This window comes from Candidatus Nitrosopumilus sediminis (assembly GCF_000299395.1).
GTDB classification, from domain to species: Archaea; Thermoproteota; Nitrososphaeria; order Nitrososphaerales; family Nitrosopumilaceae; genus Nitrosopumilus; species Nitrosopumilus sediminis.
In genome coordinates this window covers 139,051-164,407 of the sequence record NC_018656.1, presented here as the reverse complement: position 1 = coordinate 164,407, position 25,357 = coordinate 139,051, and the positions used below count along the sequence as shown (strand labels likewise).

Here is a 25,357-nt window from a genome sequence, read left to right as displayed (position 1 = left end):
TTCTATTTCTTTCTAATTCCGCCTTTAACGTATTTTTTTGTCCATTTTAGTTTTCTTGGATCACGTTTTAGGACTAGTGCATTCTTTTTACATTTTGCAGAACAGAACCATAGTACAGTTCCATCGTTTTTTGCAAGCATAGTACCAGATCCTTTTGCTACTGGTCTATCACAGAAATTACATGGTTTAACTAAAAGACTCATCTAAACACCTATTTGATCTTCTTTGCTTCCCTTTCAGTTTCTCTTAGCATTAGAATTTCTCCTGATCTAACAGAACCTTTAACGTTTCTTGTAAGAATTCTTCCTTTATCCTTACCAGTAAGAACTTTAACTCTAACTTGAATTACTTCACCAGCAATGCCGGTCCTACCAACAATTTGAATAATTTCAGATTGAACTACTTCTTCAGCGTTTTGACTCATTCTTCGGTCTTACCGCCTTTAATTTTAGCTATGGATGATACAACTTGGTCTACAATGTGTTGTGCATCACCTGCATCCAAAATTGCTGCAGCGGCTGAAGTAATATCAATACCTAAAGATTTGCCTAATTCCTGTTTGCTTGGAACAAATGCATATGCTGCACCTTGTTCTTCACATAAAATTGGAAGATGGGCAACTACCTCTGGTGGTTCAACATCTTCAGCGATTACAATTAGTTTACTAGTACCACGTTCAATTGCCTTTGTTGCTTCGTTGGTTCCTTTCTTGACTTTACCGCTAGTTGATGCTACTCTAACAGCCTCTAAGATTGGATTTACGAGGTCTTCTGGCGTCTCAAATTTAACATAATATGATTTTCCCATACTTCGTCACCCTAGGGGTTCATTCTCCATTCTATCCTTCGTTGAGTTTGGTTTTAAAAGTGTTATCTGGAAATTGTTGAGCTGACTTTTTCAAGATATTCAGACATCAAAGTATCCAATTTCTCCTGACTTTCAGCTTCTGCATATACTCTAACAATAGGTTCTGTTCCGCTGGGTCTAATCATTACCCAGTTTCTGGGATCAATTGTTATTTTGATTCCATCAGAAGTGTCAGCGTTTGGAAATTCCTCCTTTAGAGCAGAAATTAGTTTTGGAACTTTTTGGGCAGGACATGAGACCTTGTCTTTGGTAGTAAAAGAAGGAGGTAGATCATCAATCTCTTCAGCAAGAGTTTTTCCAGATGTTGCTAGCAAGTCAAGCATCAATGCCAAAGTCATACAGCCATCTCTGACTTGATTGTGTTTTCCAAACATGTAGCCACCATTTTCTTCAAACCCAATCAGTGCCCCAGTTGGAACCATTTTTCTTGAGACTTCAACGCTTCCTACTTTGGTTCTAATAACTTTGGAATTAAATTTTTTAGCTAAAACTTCAATGTTAGAACTAGAATTCAAACAAGTTACAACTAGAGAGTTTGGATTTTTCTTTAGAATGTGTTGGCTAAGTACTAGTGCAGATTTATCTCCAGTCAAGATATCACCATTGTTATCACAAAAAATACTTCGGTCTCCATCTCCGTCAAATGCAATTCCTACATCTGCATTATTTTCTTGTACAGTTTTTGAAAGTTCAGAAAGATTTTGTGGCGTTGGTTCTGATCCACGTCCTGGAAATGTCCCATCAATTTTAGGATTTACTAAAAATGTTTCACATCCAAGTATTTCACAAAAGTTAGGAGCAGTTACTGCTTGTGCACCATTACCTAAATCTAAAACAACTTTGAAATGTTTAGATTCTACTAGTTTAGAATCAATATGTGAAATAATTCCTTGTAGATATGTTTCAATTGCTCTGTTTTCAGTTCCAGTTTTTCCCCATGAATCAGGTTTTTTGAGCCAGCTTTTTTGTAAATAAATTTCCTCAATAATTAATTCATCTTCACGTGAAATCTCTACACCGTCTTTGGCACAAGGCTTGATACCATTGTATTGTGGTGGATTGTGGGATGCTGTAATCATTATTCCTCCAGAATATCCTAAGCTCTTCACTGCATATTCTAAACAAGGAGTTGGTACAAGTCCTGCAACATTACAATCAATTCCTATTGAATTTAAAGCAGAACTTACAACTTTACAAATAACAGGACTAGATTCTCGTCCATCATATCCTATCAATACAGATCCTTTTTCAAAATATGTTCCAATTGCAAGTGTCATATCATGAACGAATTCTAATGTAAAATCTTCATCGAAGACTCCACGAATTCCATTTGTTCCAAAAAATTTCGCCACAATACTGTGCAATAATAGATAAATTTGTGTTTAATGGCAAATCCGTTGCGGGAGTCGCCCAGCCTGGTCAAAGGCGTAGGGCTTAGGACCCTATATCTTAGGATTTCGTGGGTTCAAATCCCACCTCCCGCACCATTTGAATTTCTGTGAATGATTAATAATGAGAAAATCTTCAGCAAACAAAGTCATGAAAAAGACAGTAGTTGGTATTACAGTAGTAGGTAAAGATAGAGAGGGAATTGTAGCTACTTTTACCAATTTTGCATTCTCCAAAGGCGGAAACATCGAGAAAGTAAATCAAAATGTAATCAAAGGTCTTTTCGGTATGTATCTAGAAGTATCTTTTTCAAAAACAATAGATGTCAAAAAATTTGATTTAGACATTCAGAGTCTTGCCAAAAAAGAGAAAATGGATGTCAGTACACACCACGAAACAAATTCGCAGAAAAATATTGCAGTGCTAGTAACTAAGGAACCACTATGTCTTGAAACAATTCTTGCAAATGCAAAATCGCTAAAAGGAAAAATTTCAGTAATTATAGGTACTGAAAAAACATTAGCACCACTAGCAAAAAAAGCAAAGATTCCTTTTGTTGCAATAGAAGATAAAATTCAAGATAAAGCAGAAGAAAAAATTATCCAAATTTGCAAGAAGTATGATATTGATTTGATCTCACTTGCAAGATACATGCGAATTCTTAGCCCTAACTTTGTTTGGAGATACCCAAACAGAATAATTAACATTCACCCATCATTGCTTCCTGCATTTCCAGGAGCTTTAGCCTATGCACAAGCTTATGAAAGAGGTACAAAGATTGTCGGTGTTACATCTCACTATGTAACAGAAAACCTTGATCAAGGACCAATAATTTTTCAAGATTCGTTCAAGGTAGATCCAAATGATACATTAGAAAAAATAAAGGCAAAGGGACAAAAGCTAGAGGCAGATACGTTACTCAAAGCAATGAAAATGCATTTAGAAAACAAACTTGAAGTTCGCTGGAGAAAAGTTCACATCAAATAAGTGAATTAAATGACAGATATCAAAACTCAGTTTGATCCGATTCTTAGAAAAACAATATCAGCAAAAAAACAAGTGGCAGTAATTCCTGTAGGCTCAATAGAACAGCATGGTCCACATTTACCAGTATCAACTGATTCAGATATTGTAACTGAGGTTGCAAAGAAAATCTCTGAAAAAAATGGCTATCTTTTACTTCCTACATTAAATTACGGTGTTTCATACGAACATGCACCATTTTTTAATTTGAGTATTAGAGAATCAACTCTGCGTACAGTTCTTACAGATTTGTGTTCATCATTGTTATCAAACAACATCAAAAAAGTTTTCATTATTAATGGACATCATGGGAATCTAAAACCAATTAAGAATTTAGATGTAAAACTCAAGAAAATCTCAAAAAATAAACTAAAGGTATTTTCACTATCATATTGGCATTTTATGCAAAGAGAGTTTGACCATGCAGGGTTTGTCGAAACATCTCTAATGTTGGCAATTTCAAAAAATGTAAAAATGAATTTAGCAAAGAAAGGACTAATCACAGATGGAATGACAAAGCAACAAATAGCAAAGATTGGAAAACTAGCAAATCAATCATTTCCAAAAGCTACCAAAAATGGAATTTGGGGGGATCCTACAAAAGCTACAAAGAGAGAAGGACAAGTAATTTTAGCTGAAATCGTCAAAAATCTCGGAAAAAAGTGTCAAACTTGCCTTACTGAGCATAGCTCATAGTTTCACCAATGGAAATTTAATATAACGCCTCGATATCCTAGTCAATAAGTGATTATTGATGTCCGTTGATATGGCAGTAAAAGTATTGGATGAGAGTATTAATCAAGTCGTATTGATAAAACTCAAAGGAAACAAGACCATTAGAGGCAATCTTCTTGGTTTTGATCAACACATGAACCTGCTACTCGATTCTTCAGAGGAAATTCCTGCTGAAGGCGATTCTAAAAGCCTCGGAAGCATTGTAGTTAGAGGAGACAATGTAGTAATGATATCTCCTCCACCAGCACAGAATTAGGTGATTTGCAATGACTAAAGGTACAACTTCTATGGGTGGTTTTACAAAGAAGAAAGTTCACATCAGATGTAGACGATGTGGTAAGAACTCCCTTCACAAACGTCACCATGAATGTGCAAGTTGTGGATTCCCAGAGGCTAAACGCAGAAAGTATTCCTGGATTAAATGGTATACATAGATGCAAGAAATTGTTTTAATTCTTAGTTCATTAGCAGGTGTTGCTACAGCTGCTGCCGTCCGTAAAATGCCAAGAGACAAAAATCAGTTGCTCAGTCTAGGAGCAAGTTCACACATCAAAAGTCAAATCAGTTCATTAAAAATTGAAAAAGATATTCTAACTAAAACCATTTCAAGATTATATCAAGCAGATTCTGAATTTTCTAAAATTCAAAAAGATAAGTTACTGCTAAAGTATCAACACCAGTTAGGAATTGTACTAGCTAAGTTAGAGAAACTTGAGCAAGCAAGTAATCATCCAGATTTGGGCCCAGTTGGAGATGGCTTGATTACATTGATGGATCAAAAATTATCAAAATTAGATGACAGATTATATGAATTATCATCAAAGATGTTAAGTGCCAAGGTTGAAACGCCAAACGTAAAAGTTCCAGAAGTAAAACAAGAAACAAAGCAGAAAAAATCCAATGCATTCAACTTTGACAAACCAAAAGAAGACAAGATGGAGCCAATTGAGATCCCTCCAACAAAATCAAGACAATCATTTGAATTAACTACTCTTACAAACATTTCAAGAAAAGAACCAAAATTCCCATTATTTGAAGAGGCAAAACAGATTGTAAAACCAATGCCACAAGCAAGAATAGCCCCAACAGAAGCAATCAAACCAAAAGAAGACATTGTTCAAGAAATTATACAACCAAAGCCAAAAATTGAAGATAAAATTGAGATCATCCAATCTGTAACAGCAAAACCTGAAACCAAACTTGAGACTAAACCTGACATTAACAAAGAAGTCGCAAAAATTAATGAGCACAAGGCACTTCCAGAACCAATTAAGGAGAAACCAGTTACATCAGATGATGACTTTGATGATGATGCAGATGATTTGGACAAAATCAAAGGTGACATCATGAAAGTATTATCAAAACTGGATCAAGCAGAGGTAGAATAATTGACATATGATGATGCCATTAAGGCATTATCAAGTGACGCGTTAAAATTTGTAAAAGATGATTATGTTATTGGGTTAGGCAGTGGACGTGCAGCAACTGCACTTGTAAAATCACTTGCAAAACTAATCAAACTAAAAGGCTACAACGTTAGAGGTGTGCCAACGTCATTACAAATTAAATTAATTGCTGAAAAAGGAAGAATTCCGCTTGTAGAAGCTGATCAAGTGGAATATATCGATGTAGTGTTTGATGGTGCAGACCAAATTGATTCTCAAAAATACGTAATCAAAGGTGGTGGAGGAGCATTACTAAGAGAAAATATTTTGTTTAGTCTTGCAAAAAAAGTGGTGGTAATGGCAGACAAAACAAAATTTGTAAAAAACTTTACTAGAACTGTTCCAGTTGAAATTCATCCTTTAGCAAGAAACTCTGTTACTAATTCGATTAAAAAACTCGGAGGAGATGCAGAAATCCGTTCACTTGATAGAGGTTATCCATTCTTTACAGAAAATGGAAATATAGTTTTAGATTGTGATTTTGGAACGATAAAGAATCCCAAAGCATTAACTCAAAAAATCAAACAGACTGCAGGGGTTTTAGAATCAGGGATATTTTTGAGAAAACCAGATATCATTTACAAAGCCAAAGAAAATGGTAAATTTGACATTATTTAGAACTAAAGTTTTTTCAGAATAATACAAATAATTTTTACATATTATTTTATCGGATGAAAATTTTTGATCATCTGTTCTTGCTAAATGGACCTTGATGGTCTGTTAGACAGCAGGCACATTGTTTTGTGTAACATTCATCAATTTTTTCATGCCCACATGAACCACAATGACAGAAATTATCGGACACCATGATTTTAGATCATATTCTTGGTAGTTAAACTAGTCAGACATTATCATTTCTGACAATTAGATACTTGTTTTTTTATTCAAATCAATAATCAATACTATGACATCTATAGACAAGGCTGGAATCATAGTTACAATTGTAATAGTATCTATTGCCTTGGGTTTTTTAGCAACTGGGAGTCCTGCAGATATTCCTGTCACCATAGAAAAGACAGCAGTACCAATAAAAGAGGCTACAAAGGAAACTAGCGAAAAAATCCAAGAACTTGCAAAATCAGGCTCTCAGGTAATGGACAAAGTTACTGAAAAGACAAAACAAGTGGTAAAGGAGGCAAAAGAGATTGGAGAAGAGGCCAAAGAATTTACGACATCAAAACTTCCATCAAGACTAGTCATTATCCCAACAGGTACCAGTGTTCCTGGCTGTGAAGATGGAGACAAGTGTTATGATCCTTCAACACTAATAATTTTCAAAGGAGGAGAGGTGATTTGGAGAAATGATGATTCTTCTGCACATACTGTTACAAGTGGAAATATTGTCAGTGGTCCAGACAAACAATTTGATAGTGGACTCATATTGTCAGATGAGACTTTCTCGTTCAAATTTGAAGAATTGGGAGAATATGACTATTTTTGTATGATACACCCTTGGGCTAATGCTTCAGTCATTGTAAAATAATTTTTTATTTATTTTTTGAAGATTTTGTTTTTAGCATCTCTGTAACTTTATCAAAACATGTTTTACACAAATACAATCTATCCATTTTTTTCATTTTTCCTCTTTTAAGACAAATATGGCACATCCATTCTGTCAAAATACTACCTTAATTTTTCAATCTCTGAACGAAGTTCTTTTAGTTCCTTCTCCAATAGTTCTTTATCCGTAGAAGAAATTGAATTAGAACATAATTTATTCAGTATTAAGAATTCTTTATTTTTTAATGATGAAAGATATCTTGACTCACTCACAAATTATTTAGAAATTTCTTTAGACTTAAAATTTACTTTTCATATAAAACTAAGATTAAACGCAATCAAAGTCATAAAAAATAACCCTAAAGTAAAGGATTAATTTACTTGGAATTTAACTAAAACATAGCTCCTAGAAAATTCTTCATCTATAAAGCAAATGGAAGCAGAGTTCGATTTAATGAAAATAAGATTCTTAGTACATGTATCAGAGCAGGAGCTAGTAGACACACTGCAAAAAGAATTCTAAAAAAAGTCAAATCTGAAGTATATCGAGATATGACCTCAAATGACGTTTACAAAAAAGTTCTTCGTGCTATTTCTGAGGAAAAAGGTCTCAAAGCTTTACACCAGAGATATCAATTAAAAAACGCAATAATGAAAATGGGTCCTGCAGGATTTGCATTTGAAAATTATATTGCATCAATTTTAGAATATTATGATTATCATGTATTAGGAGTAAGATCGAAAATTTCAGGAAAATGTGCAATGCATGAAATTGATCTAATAGGAAGAAAAAACGACAAGAAATTCCTAATTGAATGTAAATATCATTCTATTCGTGGAGCATATGTTGGGTTAAAAGAATCATTATACACACATGCAAGGTTTCTTGATTTGCAACCAAAATTTTCAGGAGAAGTAATTTTCTGCAATACTCAAGTCTCAAATCATGCAAAAAAATATGCAAAATGCATAGGACAGCAGATTTTTTCTTGGAGATATCCAGGAGCAAATGGTCTTGAAAAAATTATAGAAAAATACAATTTGTATCCCATTACAATTCTTAATTTATCGAAAAATGAATTGAGAATTTTTTCTGAAAGTAACATGATGGTTGCAAAAGACATTTTGAGATATGATGAAAAAAGAATTTCCAGAATAACAGGAATTTCTCAAAAAAGGATAAAGAACTTGCAAAAATTAGTAGAACAGATCTTTAATCCTCAAATTAGCATATAATGATTAAAATTTCAACTACTGTAAATCATCAAAATTACTAATTTTCATTTTTGAGAATTGTGGAATCTATTGATAAACAATGTATCATTTTACATTTCATGGCAAAAAAACCTGTAAAAAAACTAGCATCAACACCAGCAAAATCGGGTGTTTCAGAATTTGACAGGATTTTTGACAATTTTAGGAGAGATTTAGAAAAATCATTTTCTTCATTTCCAAGAATAGATTTTTCATCATTTCCAAAATTGCATGAAACTGGATGCGATGTGATTGACGAAGGAAACCAACTTCGTATGAAGATGAACATGCCTGGATTGAAGAAAAATGAGATCAAACTCAATGTTACAGACAATTCAATTGAAGTAACAGGAGAGCATAAAGAGGAAGAGAAAAAGAAGAACTATTTGAGAAAGGAAAGACACAGTATGTCATATTATCAGACCATACCACTATCTGAAAAAGTCATTCCTGGAAAAGTAAAGGCAAAACTAACTGATGGAGTTTTAGATGTAACTCTTCCAAAAAACAAACCAACATCTCCTCAAAAGAAAAAATCCATAACTGTTCAGTAACTTTATTTTTTTTTTGTTTTTGTAATTACTAATCTAAGACACAAACTGAAAACGATCTTGCTTGTAGCCTTCTTGTAACTTACCCTCTATAGGAATAGTATTTCCACAAAATTCACAGCAATTGTTCTTGTCAAGATGCCACTCCCTAATACTGAATCCGTAACGATTTACAACTATTTTGTTGCATTCAGAGCAGTAGGTGTGTTCCCATTTATGGCCAGGAACATTTCCAAGGTACACATACTTTAATCCTACATCTTTTGCAACTTGATAATGCTTTTCCAAAGTCTCTACAGGTGTGCTAGGATACTCCATCATTTTGTAATCAGGATGAAATCTCAAGAAGTGGATTGGCATTTCTGGTCCAAATTCATCATAAATGAATTTTGAAAGTTTTCTTGCATGCTCCAAATCATCTCCTACTTTGGGAACAATCAAGTCAGTAATCTCTACATGGATTTTTGTTTTATCTCTAATTTCTAAGAGAGTGTCAAAGATAGGTTGGGGATCAGGCACTCCTATGAATTTTCTAGTGAACTCTTTTTCTGCGCTTCCTTTAAAATCAACAGTAATTCCATCAAGGAATTCATTCATCATTGAAACTGATTCAGGAGTATCATATCCATTTGAGACAAAAACATTGAACAATCCTTTCTTTCTTGCAGCAATTCCACAGTCACGTGCAAATTCAATGAAGATAGATGGTTCATTATAGGTATATGCGATTCCATGTGCACCATATTTTACTGCAGTATTTGCAACTTCATCGGGGGTCATATCAATGCCCTCAACAGTTCTGCGCTGACTAATATCAGAATTTTGACAGTATCTACAGAGCCAATTACACCCTGTTGTAGCAATAGAGTATACTTTACTGCCAGGATAATAGTGAATTAATGGTTTTTTCTCAATTGGATCAACATGACCTGAGATCACCTTACCATAGGCGTATAACTGCAGTTTACCATTTTCATTTCCTCGAATTCCACATAAACCAATTTGGCCTTTGCCAATCTCACAATATCGTGCACAAGCTGTACACTTTACCTTATCATTAGGAAGTGTTTCATAAAGTTCGGCTTCTTTTCCAAGTATAGTCGTCAATGTTTTTTATTATGTTTTAACATATTTAACAAATATGAAAGAATCAAAGGAGTTTTCCGATTCTGATGGAAAAGAATTGGTAAAAATGGCAAGAAAAGCAGTCACTGAATTTTTAAGAAATAATTCAAAAATTCATGATACAGCATTTGATGCTAAATTTGATTTTAGTTCTGGGGTTTTTGTAACATTAAATAAACAGGATTCACTGAGAGGGTGCATCGGATATCCTCTTCCTGTAAAGAAACTATCAGAAGGACTAATTGATGCAGCAATATCTGCTGCAACGCAAGATACACGATTCAGTCCTGTAAATGCTGATGAATTAGACAAGATTACTTTTGAGATTACAGTTCTCACTCCACCTGTTGAAATCAAAGTAGAGAAATCCACAGAATACCTCAAAGAGATCAAAGTTGGTAGAGATGGATTGATTGTAGAGAATTCATATTCATCAGGTTTGTTATTACCACAAGTTCCAACCGAATATGGATGGGACGTAGAGGAATTTCTTGAACATACATGTCAGAAAGCAGGACTAGAGAAGTATGTATGGAAAGATAAAGACACTAAAATCTCAAGATTCCAAGGAGTAATTTTCAAAGAAGAGACCCCCAATGGAACAATCATCAGAGAATCATCTGATGATTTTTTATAAAATAACAAACTAAACAAAACAATGATCAGAGAGCCGGTAGTTGCAGGTCAGTTTTATCCTGAAAAGGAAGAGGATTTGAAAAACATGATCAGGTATTGTATTGATCACGAATATGGACCAGGGAATAATCCTAAAACCTCAAATGATAAAATATATGGAATTATTTGTCCCCATGCAGGATATGTGTACTCAGGACCCACTGCATGTCACTCTTACAAGGCCATTTCATCTCAGAATCCAGAACTTGCAATAATTATTGGACCAAATCATTTTGGTGTAGGAAAAGATGCTGCTACAATGATTGATTCCCAGTGGCAGACCCCTTTAGGAATGGTCAGTATAGATTCAGAGTCAGCAAAACAAGTGGCAGAAATATCAGAGTTTATTGAAATTGATGAATATTCTCATTCTCAAGATCACAGCCTAGAAGTACAGATCCCAATGCTACAGGAAATGCTTTCAAATGAATTTCAAATTCTTCCTATAATTTTGCGTGCGCAAGATATGAAGACTGCTATGGATGTTGGAAATGCAGTATATGAAATTGCAAAAAGAAAAAATGCAATAATTGTTGCCTCATCTGATTTTACACATTATGAAGAAAATTCTTTTGCACATCAACAAGACAAAGCATTGATAGAACCAATCTTGGAGATGAATGTAGAAAGATTCTATCAGGTATTGTATGAAAGAAGAGTTACTGCATGTGGTTATGGAGCAATGGCATCAGCAATGATTGCATGTAAAAAGATGGGTGCTACAAAAGGAGAATTACTAAGCTATGCAACAAGTGGAGATGTGTCAGGAGATACAGAATCAGTAGTAGGTTATGGCGCAATAAAATTCGTTTAATAGTGATACAAAAACAATTATTTTTTCCAAATTTTCCATGTAATGGAACAAAAACATATTTTGGTTGATTTTTAATCTCAACAATTCCTTTGGGTGTCTTTTGCAGAAGAATCAATGATTGTGATGAATCACCAACAGGTGCAATTATGAGCCCATTTTCTTTTAGTTGATCAAACAATGGCAAGGGGATTTCAGAACATGCTGCAGTAATTATTATTCTATCGTAAGGTGATTTGTCAGTATATCCAACACTGCCATCACCTAAAATTACATGAACATTGTCAATGTTTAATTTTTTCAGATTTTCTTGTGCAAATTTTACAAGTTCTGGATGTCGTTCGACAGAATAAACATCTCCCTTTCCTACCAAGTAAGCAAGAATTGCACTTTGCCAACCTGAACCTGTACCAATTTCTAGAATTTTTTGTCCATCTCTAACATCTAACCATTCTGTCATTCTTGTAACAACTCCAGGTTGGGAAATGGTTTGATTTTTCATGATCTGCAGAGGTTCATTGTTATACGCATAATCTAATTCGGACTCTGGAACAAATTCATGTCTTGGAATATTTCTTAATGCAGATTCTACATTGTCATCAGTTAGAAATTTTGAATTTTTTAGATGAATGATTAAATCATTTATTGCAGTGCGATATTTTTTTTCAATTTTTGACAATTATAGTTATTTAGATTTTTTACAATTAAAAACACTCGGTAATTTTTTGAACTCAAACACTAGTGATCTGTTTGAGGATTTTCATGTCTAATAGAATTCATAAAATCCTTGTGTTCTAACATTAACTCTATCATCTGTTCTCGCAAATCCGCATCATCCATTATAGCATTAAGCATAGGTTCCATCATTTGGTTTGACATCATAGCCATATGAGAAGGATCTTCAAGCATCATAGTATGCATATCTTTAGTTATATCAGAATTAATCCATACATGATGAATCATATCCATCATTTTATCAGAATTATGCATCATCATTCCATGAGAGTTAATTTGATAGTGTTCATAATCAGAACACCACATACATCCTGATTGATGCATTCCTTGTCCCATTCCAGAACCCATCATAGGTTGATGAACTGAATCCATCCATGCAGAATGAGACTTTAGATGATTTTCCATTTGAGTATGATTCTTCATTGTATGAATCATTTTTTCACGTAATTCAGGATCACTAGTCATTGGTCCTAGCATGTTTTTGAGCAATTCAGGATTTGCTTTGATTTGAGACACCCAATCATTCATAGTTTGCATCATCATGGTAGGATTTTTCTGCATCATTTCATGCCAGTGATACATAAGGTTCTCATTTGTTGCCATGCTGTTCATCAAATGATTCATCATTTCAGGATTTTTCTCCATCATGGATTGATTATGTGAACCATATCCCCTATCAACTAATTTCAAATATGTAGAAGGCATTACACATACGGGATTGCCATTACTTTTTTGTAATAATAAATATCCAGATTTACAAGTTATCATATCAATATCAGCAAATTTTTTCCACTGTTGAGGAGGAGTCATTTGTTGGGCAAAAGAATTGTCAAAGAACGATGGACTGATAATAAGAGTTAGCAACAAAGCCAGAAAAAATACAAAATGAGATTTCAATAAAAACAATTTGTGTTTTTCTCTTAAAAAGCAATCGTAAAAAACCAAATTTACTAATCAGTTATTTTGAAAACAAGTTAATTTTTCTGTCTACTAGTTTACCATGACCAAGTTTACCTATTACTTCAAAGTTATCAGCAACAGTTTCTCCACGAACAATTGTTTTAACAGGCCAGCCTTTGAGATTTCTTCCCTCATATACAATATAATCAGAGAACCCGCCAAAAAGATCAGAAGTTACTGTTTTTTCTTTTTTCAAATCTAACATTACAATATCTGCATCAGAATTTTTCTCCAAGGTTCCTTTTTGAGGATACATTCCAAAGATTTGAGCAGCGTTTTGACTAGTAAATCGTACAAACTGTTCTAAGGTTATTTTGTTTTGATTAACGCCATCATTGAGTAAAATTGGGATTACTGTGCCTATTCCAGGGAATCCAGCAAGAGCACTCCAAACATCATCTCCACCTAGTTTGAGTTTGAGTTGATTTGCAACATGATCAGTACCTATCGTATCAATTTGGTTATTCATCAGTGCACTCCATACAGCCTTACGATCATCTTCCGTTCTAATTGGCGGCATTACTTTTGCAAGATAACCAGATTGCTTCTCATAAGATAGTGTCAGATAATGAGGACATGTTTCTACAAATATTTTGGTTCCAAGTTTTTTCTCTTCTTCAATTTGTTTTAATGCACGCTGAGAGCCAATGTGAACAAAGTAAATTACACAATCATAGTCTCTACCAAATTTTGATACTGTTTTGATTGCTTTAGCTTCAAACTCTGGAGAACGACTAGAAGACCATGCAGACAATCCATCTTGATGTTTTTCTTTTGCGGTTTTAATTCCACATCCACATGATTCATAGTCTTCAGCATGAACCAATACAGGGCAACCAAGCTCAGCTGCAGTCTTTACTGTTTGCTCTACAATTTCATCAGTAACATCTACTTGAGCAGCAACAAGGTTTTGAGAATTTGGTGGCATATCCATGTAAACATGTCCAACTTCACCACCAAGATTCATGTAAATTTTAAAAGATGTAATTCCTTTTTCAACACACAGATTCATCTCGTTGATTTGCTGTGGTGTGAAAATAGAAGCATGTATTGTATAATCAACGTAATGATTTTCAGATGCAGAATCAAGTTGAGGTTGTAAAGATCTTGAAAAAGGATCAACTAGTCTAAGCATACGCATCATTGTAGTAATACCACCTATTGCTGCAGCATGAGATTCAGTTTTTGCAGCTTCATTAATTGGAGAATAGACTCCATAGTGAACATGAGTATCAATTGGTCCGGGAACTGAAACTAGTCCTGCACCATTGATTTTATGATCACATGCAGGTATATCAGTTGCAAATCCAACAATTTTTCCCTCATCAATTATGATATTTTTGTCAATCATCCCTTGAGGAAGGATAACGTGTGAATCAGTAATTACAGTGTCATACGTCATCTGTAAATTTTATGAGATTGAGGCTATTATGCGTTGAGAAAATGAATAAAAGAACAACTGAAAAGAGATACTCTGAGGGCCGGTGGTTTAGGAGTATAATGCCTCGTTCGCAACGAGGATGTCGAGGGTGCGATTCCCTCCCGGTCCACTTTTCTAGAAACTATTATACATAAATAAAAAATATCATCATTATGGAAGTTTTTGACGGCAAAAAAGCTGCACAAGATTACATGTCAAAGCATACTCTAGCATTCTCTACACCTGAATTAACTTTAATGAGATTTGCATTTTGGTTAGGAGACTCTGTTCCAGATCCAAAAAATGAAGGAAAAGGAATTCCAAGAATGATGACATATTTGGTAGAGCAAGACTTTGAACCAGTCTTAATTGATGATGAAACATACGTACCATCTGGTGCAGTAAAAAGTTCAGCTATTGTTGGAAATGCATACAATGAGCAAATTTCAAGTGGAAAGTTTTGTTCTGAATGTGGTACTAGTCTTTCTGCGACTGCAAAATTCTGTCCTGAATGTGGAACGACACAAGAATAAAAAAAATTGATTACTAATTTTATGTTTTAGTGCCACACTTTGTGCAAAACTTTGCACCTGCTCTAAGTGATGCTCCACATGAAGAACATCCATTTCCACCTTGTGATTGCGTTGTTTGTCTTGGCATCAAAGCTGGATCAGGTGATGGTAAAGTTCCAACATCTCCAAATGATTCCTGTGCAGAAACAATTCCAGGTGGACCCCCACCTACTGGATTTTGTGCAGTTCCGGCTCTTGGTGGTTGTCCCATTCCACCTGCCATCATCCCTGGTTGACCCATTCCTGGCATCAAACCTGGAGACTGTGTATTTCCAGAGCCAGATCCTATAGATTTTTTTAATTCAAAGATTACTTTGATTGCTAGAAATTCTAATGCAGAGTACGCAACAGTATAATCACCTAATTTTTGGAAGAATTCTTTATCACTGATTTGTCCTTTTTTGTACATGTTATTTGTGTCTAGAAATGATTCATAGTATCCCTGAGATTCATCAAACAAACTCTGTAGTTTATCAAAGAGCATGTTCAGGGTATCTACTTCACCAAATGACATATTCTCACTCGATTTTTGGAATATTAATTACTTTAGGATCAAAAAAGAGGAAAAACGTGTGTTTGAAATTATGCAAGTGCTCTATCAATCATACCTTGGTATGATTCTTTAGATGCAGCACCTACTTGCTGACTAACTATTTCACCTTTATTTAAGATGATTAAAGTTGGAATGCTAAAGACATTGTATTTTGATGCCAATTCATTGGCCTCATCAACGTTAACCTTGACAAATTTTACTTTGCCTTCATAGTCAGCTGCCAGTTCTTCAACTACTGGACCTACCATTCTACATGGGCCACACCATTCGGCCCAAAAGTCTACAAATACAGGAATGTCAGAATTTATCACATCTACTTCCCATGATTTTGCATCTGAAATTTGTGTTACAGCCATTCTATCATTATTTCATTGCACATACCTAAAAACGTTCACCAGAATCAGCACCGTATTTTTTGTTGGAAAATTAATTTTGATATATACTTAAATGACGTTTTGCCAAATCTCAGATATGAGTTCAGAACTTAGACTTAAAAAATTACGAGGATCTGGGGGTTATGTTATGGCCACCGTTACAGATGAGCAACAAATGAAAGGCAATCTAGGAGGTCCAGATCTATTTTTAGCACCAATTGGAAGATTAGATCCTGAAAAAATTACTAAACATTTTTGCAATACTTGTGAAAAAGAATTTGAAGGTCCTCCAAAAATTGAATTTGAGAATCCAAATGAAGAAGTTGCTGAAAATCTAATTCTTGCAGAAAGAGGTCAATACATTTGTAATTCATGTAATGCTTCAATTGCAGAATACAGAGACTTCAAAAAAGAAGATGAAGCAGGCGAAGTTGGAAGTGCAAAACCATTAGAACCTCAAGTTCAAAGTGCACCGCAATCTGAAATTACACCACAACAAGTAGTACAACCTACAACGGTTACACAAGAATCAGTTACTAAGCCAGGTCCTGCAACTTCAGTCACTTCAATTGAAGGGAAAATTGTATTTGATGAGAATGCAAACAAAATAGGAACTGCAAAACAAGTTGGAATTGATTCTACTCAATCAATGGTTCTTGTTATTACTAAAGAAGATGGTACAGAAGGCAGCGTGCCTTGGAGCAATATCAAAAAAATTGGCGAAGTGGTTCTTTTAGGAAATCCGCAAGAAGATACTCAGCCAGGAAAATGCTCTAACTGTGGATTTGGAAACAAAGAAGGCTCCAAATTCTGCGAAGAATGTGGAACCAAGATCTGATAGTTGGTAAATTTAATCAATGATGCTAAAGGCGATATTATAATTGGCAAAAAGATCAGTACCTAAAGGAGTTATCAAAGATATCATAATTGTCGGTGTCGGAGTTTTAGTAATATGGATAGGTCTTCAAGTTGCATTTGGAACTCAAAATCCATTTTATGTTGTTGCAAGTGGAAGTATGGTTCCAGTCTTACAAGTTTATGATGTTTTAATTGTTCAAGGTCATGAGCCTTTTGAAGATATTGAAGTTGGTGACATTATTGTTTTTAATCGGCCATCAGATCATAACAGGGTTATTGTGCATAGAGTTGCATCAATAATTCAAGAAGATCCTAAAACAATCAGAACACAAGGAGATGCAAATCCAGCATCAATTCCAGGAACAGATTTTCCAATTACAGAAAAAGAGTACATAGGAAAAGTAGCATACACGCTTCCACAAGTTGGATATGTTACACAATTACTAAAGCCTCCAATCAACTATGTCATAATTGCAATAGTTGTGGGAATCATGGTGGTCAAACAGGTAGTTAAGAAGAAAAGTGAAAAAGAACTTTCCTTTACAGATCCATTAAATTCAGAAAATCCAGATACTATTGAAGAATTGTCAGATATTGACAAGATTGAAAAAGATTCTGAATATTCAGAACATATTGAAAAAACAGAAGAGGCAGGAAAATTAAAAGATAATGAAGGTCCTGAGGATTTAGCAAAAAAATCTGAGATTGAAGACAAATTGAAACACATTGAGGAAGCTATTGAAGGTAAACAAAATGACTCTAAAGAAAGAGATGAAAATCCAAAGAAGAAAGAATAATAATTTTTACCAATATTCAGACAAACAGGTTCACATTATGCACGTATGACAAGTGCAATAGATCGTCCTGTTTGTTTGGTAGTATAATTACGTCAAAATTATTAAAAAAGGATACTGAGAAATTATTAGTTTCAATAGTAGTATCATTTATGAAGTAGTAGAAAAGAAAACTCCTGATTGAAATATTTTCTTGTTTTTTCAATATTTTTTTTGGTTGGATCGGCATACGCACAAACTCCATTTCGTGATACTGCAGGGTTGACATTAAATGGAATAGAGTGGTGTGAAGAAAATTATCAATTGTATTATTTTATGGGAAATGATTTTTTTGAACATCATCATCACTCTATTGAATCAAGATTGTGTGGGAATTTGTATAATGATGATTTATGGTTATATTCAGAGCCAGACAGATATCAGAAATTAATTGAAGCTAGTAGAATGTATTATAGTTTAGAAATCCAGGAAAGCACCAAAGAGGCAGAAGAAGGAAAAATTGATACAAAACCTGTCAATATCAAAGAAATCCCTCAAGAGATTGAACAGCAACAAAAAGAATTAGAGGGATTAATTGTAAAAGAATCAAATGAAAACAATATTGAAATAAAAACGGTATGTGATGAAGGTGCTGAACTGATAGATGGAAAGTGTTGGATTGTTGATACTACTGAGGGCGGAGGTTGTCTCATTGCTACTGCAACATATGGTTCTGAAATGGCACCACAAGTTCAATTCCTCAGAGAAATTAGAGATAATCAGTTGATGGATACACAATCAGGCTCATTATTTATGGCAGGATTCAACCAGGTTTACTATTCATTCTCACCATATGTAGCAGACATGGAAAGAGAAAGCCCACTATTCAAGGAATTGGTAAAAATTGGAATTACACCACTGTTATCCACACTATCTGTAATGTCATATGCAGAATCAGAATCTGAAGTATTTGGTTACGGAATTGGCGTAATTTTGATGAATGTAGGAATGTATATTGCAATTCCAACTATGTTAATAATGAAATTAAAAAGAACTAATTTTAGAAAAATTGAAAATTATTTAACTTAAAGAACGGAATCTTTTGTTTTGAATACACGCTTAAAGTAATCAGAGGGTTCATTTGGTTCTTGAATATCATTTTTAATTCCAGCCAAATTCTTTGCCAAGTTCTTTTTGTATCCAACTTGCATTTGTCTTTGAATTTGGATTCTTTGTGCCTGGGGCGAGCCTGCACCGTGCATAGATTCTGTAAGATATCCAACTGCATTTCTTCCAAGGGTCATATTTTCAATTAATCTTAAAATTCTCATTCTATTTTCAACATCAACACCTTTTCTTCCGGCAAGATATTTTTTGAGCAATGGTCCAGCTTCTGGGTGTCTAAAGTCCTTTTCAGATGGCAGTGTAACTACTAGCCCACCAGCAATGTCTTGTGCCAATCTGCTAATTTCATATGGGAATCGAGTTACATTATGTTTGCAAACTTGAGCAAGCATGTCATCATTTAGAAATACACCAGACTTCATTTTATGTCCTTGATGTGATGATGCAATACCTGCAGCAAATATTGTTTCATTTAGATGAGTCATCTCAATAATTTTATCTTTAATGTGAGATACTTTGGGAATTCCATTATAATCTGCAATGGTTGCTGCTGCTCCAATTAACACATCACCTAAACCAGTTTTGCATACGTAACTACGTCTATGATAACATGTGAATCGTTCTACAAGCATTGATGCAAATTCATATTCACCGTTCATGAATACTTTGTCCCATGGAATAAACACTTTATCTAAAATTATCAAGGCTTCTTGACCGCCAAACTTTGCGTTACCATCGTCAATGTCACCTTCTTCCATACTTCGCGTATCACAAGATTGTCTACCGTAAATGTAGGTGACTCCCTTTGCATCTGCTGGAATTGCTCCAACAAAAGCCCAGTCTTTATCAGCTTCTGTTAATCTGATTGTTGGCATCAAAAGAATCCAATGTGAATTGATACATCCAGTTTGGTGCGCTTTTGCACCTGAAACATAGATTCCTTTCTCATCAGTTTCCACAATTCTAGTAAATAAATCAGGATCTTCTTGTTCTGAAGGACCTTTACTTCTGTCCCCTTTAGGATCAGTCATGGCACCACCTATTACAAGATTTTCTTTTTGCACCATCTTTACAAATTCTAAGAATCTCTTATGGTAATCAGTTCCATGTTTTTCATCAATTTCAAATGTAGTAGAGTGTAAAGAGTTCAATGCATCCATTCCAACACATCTTTGGAAACATGTTCCTGTGTTTTGCCCAAGCTTTCTCTGCATTTTATTTTGTAATACTAAATCTTGTGCACTTTCTGCAATGTGTAAAAATCTGTTAACTTTCAACCCAGTAATTGATGAATCAGCAGAAGCTAATGCTTCTTCACGAACTGCAAGATCATAAGTTTCTGCAACTGCATTAATGGATGGTCTAATAATTGGATGATCCACGGGTTCTTTAATTAATTCTCCAAAGAGGTAAATTTTGAGATCTCGCCCTCTAAGACTTTCAATATAATCATCGCCTGTTCTAATTGTCTTCAAGACATTAGCCATGTAACATTATTCATCTTTATGTTGTATAAATATTCTAGAGTAGTGTAAGTAAAATTTTAGGTATGAATTGCGATCAAAGTCCAATTCTGACATCAAGAATTCTACAGCCTTTTCCTTTCTCCATTACTAGAACAGGGTTCATGTCTAATTCTTTAATCTCTTTAAAGTCAGAAACTAATTGGGATAGTCTTTGAATACACTCAGATAATTTTGTGATATCAGATGGTTTTTCTCCTCTCACACCTTGTAGTAGTTTTTGAGTTTTAATTGAGGCTATCATATCATCAGCCTCCTTATCAGTTACAGGTGCAAGCTTGAATGTTACATCTTTAAGAACTTCGACATAGATTCCACCCATTCCAAGCATAATTACAGGACCAAATCCTGGTTCAAGTTTTGAACCAATAATGAGTTCTTTGCCACCTTTTACCATCTCTACAATCAAGACTCCTTTGATCTCTGCATTTTTGTTGTATTTTTTGGCGTTTTTGATAATGGTTTTGAATGCATCTTTGATTTCAGCATCATTGTTCAAGTTTACTTTAACACCACCAGCATCAGACTTGTGAATAATTTGAGGTGATGCAATTTTCATTACAACAGGATAACCAATTTTTTTGGCAATTTTTATTGCTTCTGTTTCATTTTTGGCAAGTGCACTTTGAGGCAAGGGTAAGCCATATGCTTTGAGAACTTCTTGTCCTTCTTCTTCTAACAGATTGGGTCTTTTTTCTTTTTTGACTTTGTCAAAAATTTTCTTTGCTTTAGCTTTGTTTACTTTGAATTTTGTGATTCTTCCTTCTTTGGTATTTACCCAAATTGCAAACTTTATCATTGCAGCTAAAGTTCTAATTGCTCCTTCAGCGTATGTGTAATAAGGAACATCTCCTTTGGATAAAATTTCTCTATTTGTAATGCCTTCATCCAATCCCATCAAGCTTGCAAGCATTGTTTTTTTGTATTTCTTTGACATTTCAACAATAACTTCAGCAAGTTTATCATAATTCAGAGTTCCAGAAGGTGTACACATAGTAATCACAGATCCTACCTTCGGATGTTTCAGTACACGATCCAACACGTTATGGAATCTGTTAAAATCAGCATCACCTACAATGTCAACTGGGTTTCTAGAGCTCCCCCAAGGAGGAATTACTTCATCAATCTTTGAACGAATACTATCAATCTTTGCCATTCTAATTCCAGCTTTAGAACATGCATCAGTGGAAATTATTGCAGGCCCTCCAGCATTTGATACAATAACTAAACCACCTGCTGTTGGAAGTGGTTGTTTTGAAAATGCTGTTGCATAATCAAATAATTCTTCCATAGTATCAACTCTGATTGCGCCTGATTGTTTAAGAAGAGCATCATAGATTTCATCTGAACCCATCAAAGCTCCAGTATGAGACATTGCAGCTTTTGCACCCTCTGGACTACGTCCAGATTTTAGTACAAGTACTGGTTTTTTGAGTTTTTTAGTAATATTTTTACAAACTTTGAGGAATTCTTGACCATCTCCCATGTCTTCAAGATACATCACAATAACTTTGGTTTGTTTATGATTTGCAAGAATTTTTAGGATGTCAACCTCACTCATTGCAGCTTTATTTCCAAGACTTACAACAGCAGAAAAACCAATTCCTTGAGCACTTGCATCTTCAACTAGTGCTGCACAGATTGCGCCACTCTGAGATACCAATGCAATTTTTCCTGACTTTGGTGTAACTTTAAGAAAAGTAGAATTCATCATTGTCTTTGGATCAAGATTCATGACACCAAGACAATTAGGTCCGATGATTTGGATTTTGTATTTTTTAGCAATATCTTTTATTTCTTGTTCACGTCTAGCTCCTTCTTCATCAACTTCTTTGAAGCCAGCTGTGATAATGATAACGCCTTTGACTTTTTTCTTTCCACATTCTTCTAACACTGGTGCAACTAACGTATTTTTAATGACGATTACTGCAAGATCAATTGATTTTGGAACATCTAAAACACTCTTGTATGCTTTTTTGTAAAAGACAGTATCCCTTGAGGGACTAATTGGAAAAACAGTTCCTTTGAAACCGTTCATAATATTTGACGTAATTGTAGCTCCAACACTTCCTCTCTTGTCAGATGCACCAATTACTGCAATTGATTTTGGTGATAAAAAGACAGATTCTGCCATGTAAAACTGATCAAAGGATTTTGTATAATAAAGTTATTCATAGAAATTTCTGATCTCTAGTTTTAGCTTCCCAGCATTTTTCCAGCTAGATTCTCTTTCCTAGGAATCCATACGATAGACAAGTTTGAAAATTTTCCCATAAGTTCCCATGCTTCTCTAGCCAAATTTCTTAATTCTTCATTATTTATTGCAAATTCATGATTTAATTGATTCACAGTATTTTTGGAATCACTGTGAATGATAATTTCTTCATCTGAATCAACGTATTTGTTCAATGCAGAAATTATTGCAAGATATTCCGCCTGATTGTTAGTAAGGTCAGGTTTTTTTTCATAGAACGATTCTCCGGTTTCTTTAATAAAATAACCATATCCACTATTGGTTCCACCAGAACCGTCAACGTAAATATTAATTTCCATCTTTATACAACCTTGTTATCTTTACAGTTAGATTTAACACTATCATGTAAATAATTGTAGAGATTCCTTGAGATGTAATTGATGCCAAATATGGATCATAGTTTATTGTTAGAAAATAATATTGCAATGCCCATCTAGCTGCAGTGTATATGATTTCAGCAATACCAAGAGATGTAATTAATTTTTTTAAATCATTTTTTAATTTTGTAATATCAGTTTTTCCAGAGTTTAGTTGATACTTTTTTCTATTATCCACATAAAACAAGAAACTAAAAACTGAAAAATATATCACATAATCTGCAATCGTCGTATATGTTGTGTTAAGATAATCAGCTTGATCAGATAATATTTGAGCAATTACTGCTGAAATTATTATTGATGCAGCAAATGCTATGAGGACATTTTTGTTTAGTTTTAGATATTCTTGAAACACGTATTAGAACATTGTTTGTTACAAATAAACTAAGATTAATCCAAAGTTATTTTCAAAAATATGATCAACCCTGCAAGCTCAGCAATTCCTACACCTAACATGTATGGGAAAATTTCATGAGAGAAAATCTCTTCCATAGAAAAATAGGCAAATGCACCAATTACATTATGTAAGAATAGCATTCCTGCAACAACTATCATACCCAATGGAAGTTCTGCTCTAGTCTTGACATACATTTTTCCAAATATGCAGATTAGAATTCCAAGTATACTCATATTTGCAATCGAGACAATAGATAATACTAGAGAAGTAGATTCCATTTAGTCTAAAACACCTGTCAATCTTTTATTTACTTTTATCCAGTTTTCCTTCAATTTCTTCAAATGTCTCCATATTCACTTCAAGAAAAGTTGAGATAAAATAGTTCACATTGTATTTTTCTCCAACTTTGCTTATCATGTTATTTTTTTCTAGTACTCTAATATGATGTTGAATTGCCTTGTAATCAAGACCCAATTCCTTTGCTAATTGATTTGTGTTAAATGGATTTTCCTTTAATTTTGAAATTATTTTTAACCGATTTAATCCCCCTCGTGAGCCCGCAAATACAAACCACAGCAGTCTTTTTGCATCGGGATCGTTGGCCATAATTTATGAAGGTTCTTCTCATTTACTACTAAAAGGTATTCTGAGATAGGTAAAAGTAGAAAGTATAAAAAACAAATCAGACAAATTTGAATGAATTAGAAAATGATGTTAAATTATGATGCACCATTGTATAGGCCACCATCAGAAGCTAGATCACTTATCTTTCAAGTGACTCTTGGTTGTTCATTTAACGAATGTTCATTTTGTGACATGTATAGATCCAAAGAATATTCTGAGAGACCGTGGAATGATGTTAAAGCAGAGATTGACATGATGGCAGGTTATCTGCCTGAAACAAAACGTGTGTTTCTTGCAGATGGTGACGCACTAAATATTGATTCAGAGTATATGGTTAAAATTGTAAAGTACATTAGAGAAAAATTTCAAAATATTGAAAGAATTTCATGTTATGCTATGCCTATGAATATCCTAAAGAAAACACCTGAAGAATTAAAGAAAATGAATGAGGCAGGTTTGGATATGTTCTATCTAGGAATTGAAAGTGGTTCAGACATTGTTCTGAAAAAAGTAACAAAAGGTGCAGTTGCAAAAACAATTATCAAATCAGTTAACAAAGCAAAGGATGCAGGATATGTAATGTCTTGTATGGTAATTTTAGGACTGGGTGGAAAAAAATATTCAAAAGAGCACATCAAAGGAACTGCAGAGGTGATTAGTGCATGTTCACCAAATTATGTTGGAGCATTAACACTGTATTTAGAAAATGGGATCAAACAAGAATTCATTGACAAGTATGAAGGTGAATTTGTCAGAATAAATGATGATGAATCATTAGAAGAACTCTATGATTTGATAAATCAGATTGAAACCAAAGACGAAATTGTATTTAGAGTAAATCATGGTTCTAATGCATATACAGTAAAAGGGACATTCCCTCAAGACAAGCAAGAAATGTTAGAGAAAGTAGAATGGATGAAGCAACATCCAGAGATTGTACGCCCGCAAGGATTACGTGGATTCTAGATTAAATTTTCTTGATTGATGTATACAACCTTGAAAATTTTGACTAGATAATCCCCATCAAATATTTTACTGGTTACACCATTTTCAGAATTCAATACTCTGAATCTATACTCATAGTCACCATCTTGCTCAACACTTGTTTGTGCAAAGTGAACTGCATCATTTTCTTTGAAAATTTGAATAATTACTGGATATCCTTCAACATGATTTGCAATATTCCCTTCAACAAATGCCCATGGCAATGAGTTTTCTTCAGGAGAGTGGAAAAAGATAGTTGATTTTTCAAGTGCGATATTTCCACCTAATGAAATGATTTCAGTTTGAGGTTGATGAGTATGACCATTAATGAGGATTTGACCTGAATGTGGGTGTGCAAAGGCAGAACCGATTGAGAATGCTAAAATAAAAGTCAAAGCTAAAATGCCTGAAAATAAAATTACTTTATTCATATCAAAATCATGTGTTATAGTA

At 34.2% G+C, this 25,357-nt stretch carries 33 protein-coding genes and 2 tRNA genes; 18 read left to right on the top strand and 17 right to left on the bottom strand.

The genetic code is table 11. The features are described 5' to 3' along the window. Positions 1-2: 2 nt before the first annotated feature. The 4 genes from NSED_RS00970 to glmM all read right to left on the bottom strand — a co-directional run bounded on the left by NSED_RS00970 (position 3) and on the right by glmM (position 2,219). Positions 3-203, bottom strand: a complete 201-nt coding sequence (locus NSED_RS00970) for a 50S ribosomal protein L24e (RefSeq protein ID WP_014964376.1) — start codon at positions 201-203, stop codon at positions 3-5. An 8-nt stretch (positions 204-211) separates the two neighbouring features. After that, positions 212-424 carry a 30S ribosomal protein S28e gene (locus tag NSED_RS00965; protein WP_014964375.1) on the bottom strand — a complete coding sequence of 71 codons (213 nt, stop codon included), beginning with the start codon at positions 422-424 and terminating at the stop codon, positions 212-214. Further along, positions 421-807 carry a 50S ribosomal protein L7Ae gene (gene rpl7ae / locus NSED_RS00960; protein ID WP_014964374.1) on the bottom strand — a complete coding sequence of 129 codons (387 nt, stop codon included), beginning with the start codon at positions 805-807 and terminating at the stop codon, positions 421-423. The genes NSED_RS00965 and rpl7ae overlap by 4 nt, the downstream gene beginning before the upstream one ends. A gap of 62 nt (positions 808-869) precedes the next feature. Further along, complete coding sequence (gene glmM, locus NSED_RS00955; RefSeq protein WP_026090007.1) at positions 870-2,219, bottom strand: phosphoglucosamine mutase; 1,350 nt, start codon at positions 2,217-2,219, stop codon at positions 870-872. A 47-nt stretch (positions 2,220-2,266) separates the two neighbouring features. On the opposite strand from glmM, the gene NSED_RS00950 reads away from it, so the two are divergent. From NSED_RS00950 to NSED_RS00910, 10 genes are all read left to right on the top strand, one after another. Continuing rightward, positions 2,267-2,354 (top strand) — tRNA-Leu (locus NSED_RS00950). A gap of 52 nt (positions 2,355-2,406) precedes the next feature. Further along, the gene (locus NSED_RS00945) at positions 2,407-3,243 is read left to right on the top strand and encodes a formyltetrahydrofolate deformylase (RefSeq protein WP_026090006.1); all 837 of its coding nucleotides are present in this window, start codon (positions 2,407-2,409) and stop codon (positions 3,241-3,243) included. A 9-nt stretch (positions 3,244-3,252) separates the two neighbouring features. Further along, positions 3,253-3,975 carry a creatininase family protein gene (locus tag NSED_RS00940; RefSeq protein WP_014964371.1) on the top strand — a complete coding sequence of 241 codons (723 nt, stop codon included), beginning with the start codon at positions 3,253-3,255 and terminating at the stop codon, positions 3,973-3,975. Between the two features lie 58 nt (positions 3,976-4,033). Continuing rightward, positions 4,034-4,270, top strand: coding sequence for an LSm family protein (locus tag NSED_RS00935; protein ID WP_014964370.1), 237 nt, complete (start codon positions 4,034-4,036; stop codon positions 4,268-4,270). 10 nt (positions 4,271-4,280) lie between these two features. Next, positions 4,281-4,448 (top strand): 50S ribosomal protein L37e, encoded by a 168-nt coding sequence (locus tag NSED_RS10090; RefSeq protein WP_014964369.1) that lies wholly within the window; start codon positions 4,281-4,283, stop codon positions 4,446-4,448. Further along, complete coding sequence (locus NSED_RS00930; RefSeq protein WP_014964368.1) at positions 4,449-5,402, top strand: hypothetical protein; 954 nt, start codon at positions 4,449-4,451, stop codon at positions 5,400-5,402. Beyond that, positions 5,403-6,077 (top strand): ribose-5-phosphate isomerase RpiA, encoded by a 675-nt coding sequence (gene rpiA / locus NSED_RS00925; RefSeq protein WP_014964367.1) that lies wholly within the window; start codon positions 5,403-5,405, stop codon positions 6,075-6,077. It abuts the gene before it with no gap. 286 nt (positions 6,078-6,363) lie between these two features. Beyond that, positions 6,364-6,942, top strand: a complete 579-nt coding sequence (locus tag NSED_RS00920; RefSeq protein WP_014964366.1) for a cupredoxin domain-containing protein — start codon at positions 6,364-6,366, stop codon at positions 6,940-6,942. A 569-nt stretch (positions 6,943-7,511) separates the two neighbouring features. Beyond that, a complete protein-coding gene (locus tag NSED_RS00915) occupies positions 7,512-8,195 on the top strand; it encodes a PDDEXK family nuclease (RefSeq protein ID WP_014964365.1) in 684 nt (227 codons plus the stop codon). Between the two features lie 98 nt (positions 8,196-8,293). Then, complete coding sequence (locus NSED_RS00910; protein WP_026090005.1) at positions 8,294-8,767, top strand: Hsp20/alpha crystallin family protein; 474 nt, start codon at positions 8,294-8,296, stop codon at positions 8,765-8,767. Positions 8,768-8,800: 33 nt separating this feature from the next. Here NSED_RS00910 and amrS read toward each other — a convergent pair whose 3' ends face one another. Continuing rightward, positions 8,801-9,871: an AmmeMemoRadiSam system radical SAM enzyme gene (gene amrS / locus NSED_RS00905; protein WP_014964363.1), complete on the bottom strand. Its 1,071-nt coding sequence runs from the start codon at positions 9,869-9,871 to the stop codon at positions 8,801-8,803. Between the two features lie 34 nt (positions 9,872-9,905). Here amrS and NSED_RS00900 point away from each other — a divergent pair, with 34 nt between their 5' ends. After that, positions 9,906-10,526: a TIGR00296 family protein gene (locus tag NSED_RS00900; protein ID WP_014964362.1), complete on the top strand. Its 621-nt coding sequence runs from the start codon at positions 9,906-9,908 to the stop codon at positions 10,524-10,526. A 21-nt stretch (positions 10,527-10,547) separates the two neighbouring features. Continuing rightward, positions 10,548-11,378, top strand: a complete 831-nt coding sequence (locus tag NSED_RS00895) for an MEMO1 family protein (RefSeq protein ID WP_014964361.1) — start codon at positions 10,548-10,550, stop codon at positions 11,376-11,378. Here the strand turns inward: NSED_RS00895 and NSED_RS00890 are convergent. From NSED_RS00890 to NSED_RS00880, 3 genes are all read right to left on the bottom strand, one after another. After that, positions 11,284-12,054 carry a protein-L-isoaspartate(D-aspartate) O-methyltransferase gene (locus tag NSED_RS00890; protein WP_016940018.1) on the bottom strand — a complete coding sequence of 257 codons (771 nt, stop codon included), beginning with the start codon at positions 12,052-12,054 and terminating at the stop codon, positions 11,284-11,286. The genes NSED_RS00895 and NSED_RS00890 overlap by 95 nt on opposite strands. A 59-nt stretch (positions 12,055-12,113) precedes the next feature. After that, entirely contained in the window at positions 12,114-12,977 is an 864-nt protein-coding gene (locus NSED_RS00885; RefSeq protein ID WP_232212300.1) for a hypothetical protein, read from the bottom strand. A 91-nt stretch (positions 12,978-13,068) separates the two neighbouring features. Then, a complete protein-coding gene (locus NSED_RS00880; RefSeq protein WP_014964358.1) occupies positions 13,069-14,472 on the bottom strand; it encodes a dihydroorotase in 1,404 nt (467 codons plus the stop codon). A 76-nt stretch (positions 14,473-14,548) separates the two neighbouring features. Here NSED_RS00880 and NSED_RS00875 point away from each other — a divergent pair. After that, positions 14,549-14,620: transfer RNA gene (locus NSED_RS00875), tRNA-Ala, on the top strand. A gap of 43 nt (positions 14,621-14,663) precedes the next feature. Continuing rightward, positions 14,664-15,023: a zinc ribbon domain-containing protein gene (locus NSED_RS00870; protein ID WP_014964357.1), complete on the top strand. Its 360-nt coding sequence runs from the start codon at positions 14,664-14,666 to the stop codon at positions 15,021-15,023. A 19-nt stretch (positions 15,024-15,042) separates the two neighbouring features. On the opposite strand, the gene NSED_RS00865 is transcribed toward NSED_RS00870, so the two are convergent. Then, positions 15,043-15,576 carry a zinc ribbon domain-containing protein gene (locus NSED_RS00865; RefSeq protein ID WP_014964356.1) on the bottom strand — a complete coding sequence of 178 codons (534 nt, stop codon included), beginning with the start codon at positions 15,574-15,576 and terminating at the stop codon, positions 15,043-15,045. A 68-nt stretch (positions 15,577-15,644) separates the two neighbouring features. Further along, positions 15,645-15,971, bottom strand: coding sequence for a thioredoxin (gene trxA / locus NSED_RS00860; RefSeq protein WP_014964355.1), 327 nt, complete (start codon positions 15,969-15,971; stop codon positions 15,645-15,647). 115 nt (positions 15,972-16,086) lie between these two features. On the opposite strand from trxA, the gene NSED_RS00855 reads away from it, so the two are divergent. The 3 genes from NSED_RS00855 (at position 16,087) to NSED_RS00845 (ending at position 18,709) form a co-directional block, all read left to right on the top strand. Then, on the top strand, positions 16,087-16,827 hold the full coding sequence (locus NSED_RS00855) for a zinc-ribbon domain-containing protein (protein ID WP_014964354.1): 741 nt from the start codon (positions 16,087-16,089) through the stop codon (positions 16,825-16,827). 43 nt (positions 16,828-16,870) lie between these two features. Continuing rightward, positions 16,871-17,644: a signal peptidase I gene (locus NSED_RS00850; RefSeq protein WP_014964353.1), complete on the top strand. Its 774-nt coding sequence runs from the start codon at positions 16,871-16,873 to the stop codon at positions 17,642-17,644. A 210-nt stretch (positions 17,645-17,854) separates the two neighbouring features. After that, positions 17,855-18,709, top strand: a complete 855-nt coding sequence (locus NSED_RS00845; RefSeq protein WP_420804857.1) for a CFI-box-CTERM domain-containing protein — start codon at positions 17,855-17,857, stop codon at positions 18,707-18,709. On the opposite strand, the gene NSED_RS00840 is transcribed toward NSED_RS00845, so the two are convergent. The 6 genes from NSED_RS00840 to NSED_RS00815 form a co-directional block, all read right to left on the bottom strand. Beyond that, a complete protein-coding gene (locus NSED_RS00840) occupies positions 18,706-20,232 on the bottom strand; it encodes a 4-hydroxyphenylacetate 3-hydroxylase family protein (RefSeq protein WP_014964351.1) in 1,527 nt (508 codons plus the stop codon). The two genes, NSED_RS00845 and NSED_RS00840, sit on opposite strands and share 4 nt — an antisense overlap. A 73-nt stretch (positions 20,233-20,305) precedes the next feature. Continuing rightward, positions 20,306-22,402, bottom strand: coding sequence for a 4-hydroxybutyrate--CoA ligase (locus tag NSED_RS00835; RefSeq protein WP_014964350.1), 2,097 nt, complete (start codon positions 22,400-22,402; stop codon positions 20,306-20,308). 62 nt (positions 22,403-22,464) lie between these two features. Continuing rightward, on the bottom strand, positions 22,465-22,821 hold the full coding sequence (locus tag NSED_RS00830; RefSeq protein ID WP_014964349.1) for a reverse transcriptase-like protein: 357 nt from the start codon (positions 22,819-22,821) through the stop codon (positions 22,465-22,467). Then, a complete protein-coding gene (locus NSED_RS00825; RefSeq protein WP_014964348.1) occupies positions 22,811-23,254 on the bottom strand; it encodes a hypothetical protein in 444 nt (147 codons plus the stop codon). Before NSED_RS00825 ends, NSED_RS00830 begins: the two co-directional genes overlap by 11 nt. A 35-nt stretch (positions 23,255-23,289) precedes the next feature. Continuing rightward, positions 23,290-23,574, bottom strand: coding sequence for a DUF8036 family membrane protein (locus tag NSED_RS00820; protein ID WP_014964347.1), 285 nt, complete (start codon positions 23,572-23,574; stop codon positions 23,290-23,292). Positions 23,575-23,599: 25 nt separating this feature from the next. Beyond that, positions 23,600-23,902 (bottom strand): ArsR/SmtB family transcription factor, encoded by a 303-nt coding sequence (locus NSED_RS00815; RefSeq protein ID WP_014964346.1) that lies wholly within the window; start codon positions 23,900-23,902, stop codon positions 23,600-23,602. A 102-nt stretch (positions 23,903-24,004) separates the two neighbouring features. Between NSED_RS00815 and NSED_RS00810 the strand changes: the two genes are divergently transcribed. Next, a complete protein-coding gene (locus tag NSED_RS00810) occupies positions 24,005-24,886 on the top strand; it encodes a radical SAM protein (protein ID WP_016940017.1) in 882 nt (293 codons plus the stop codon). On the opposite strand, the gene NSED_RS00805 is transcribed toward NSED_RS00810, so the two are convergent. Then, positions 24,883-25,335: a hypothetical protein gene (locus NSED_RS00805; protein WP_014964344.1), complete on the bottom strand. Its 453-nt coding sequence runs from the start codon at positions 25,333-25,335 to the stop codon at positions 24,883-24,885. The two genes, NSED_RS00810 and NSED_RS00805, sit on opposite strands and share 4 nt — an antisense overlap. Between the last annotated feature and the right edge of the window lie 22 nt (positions 25,336-25,357).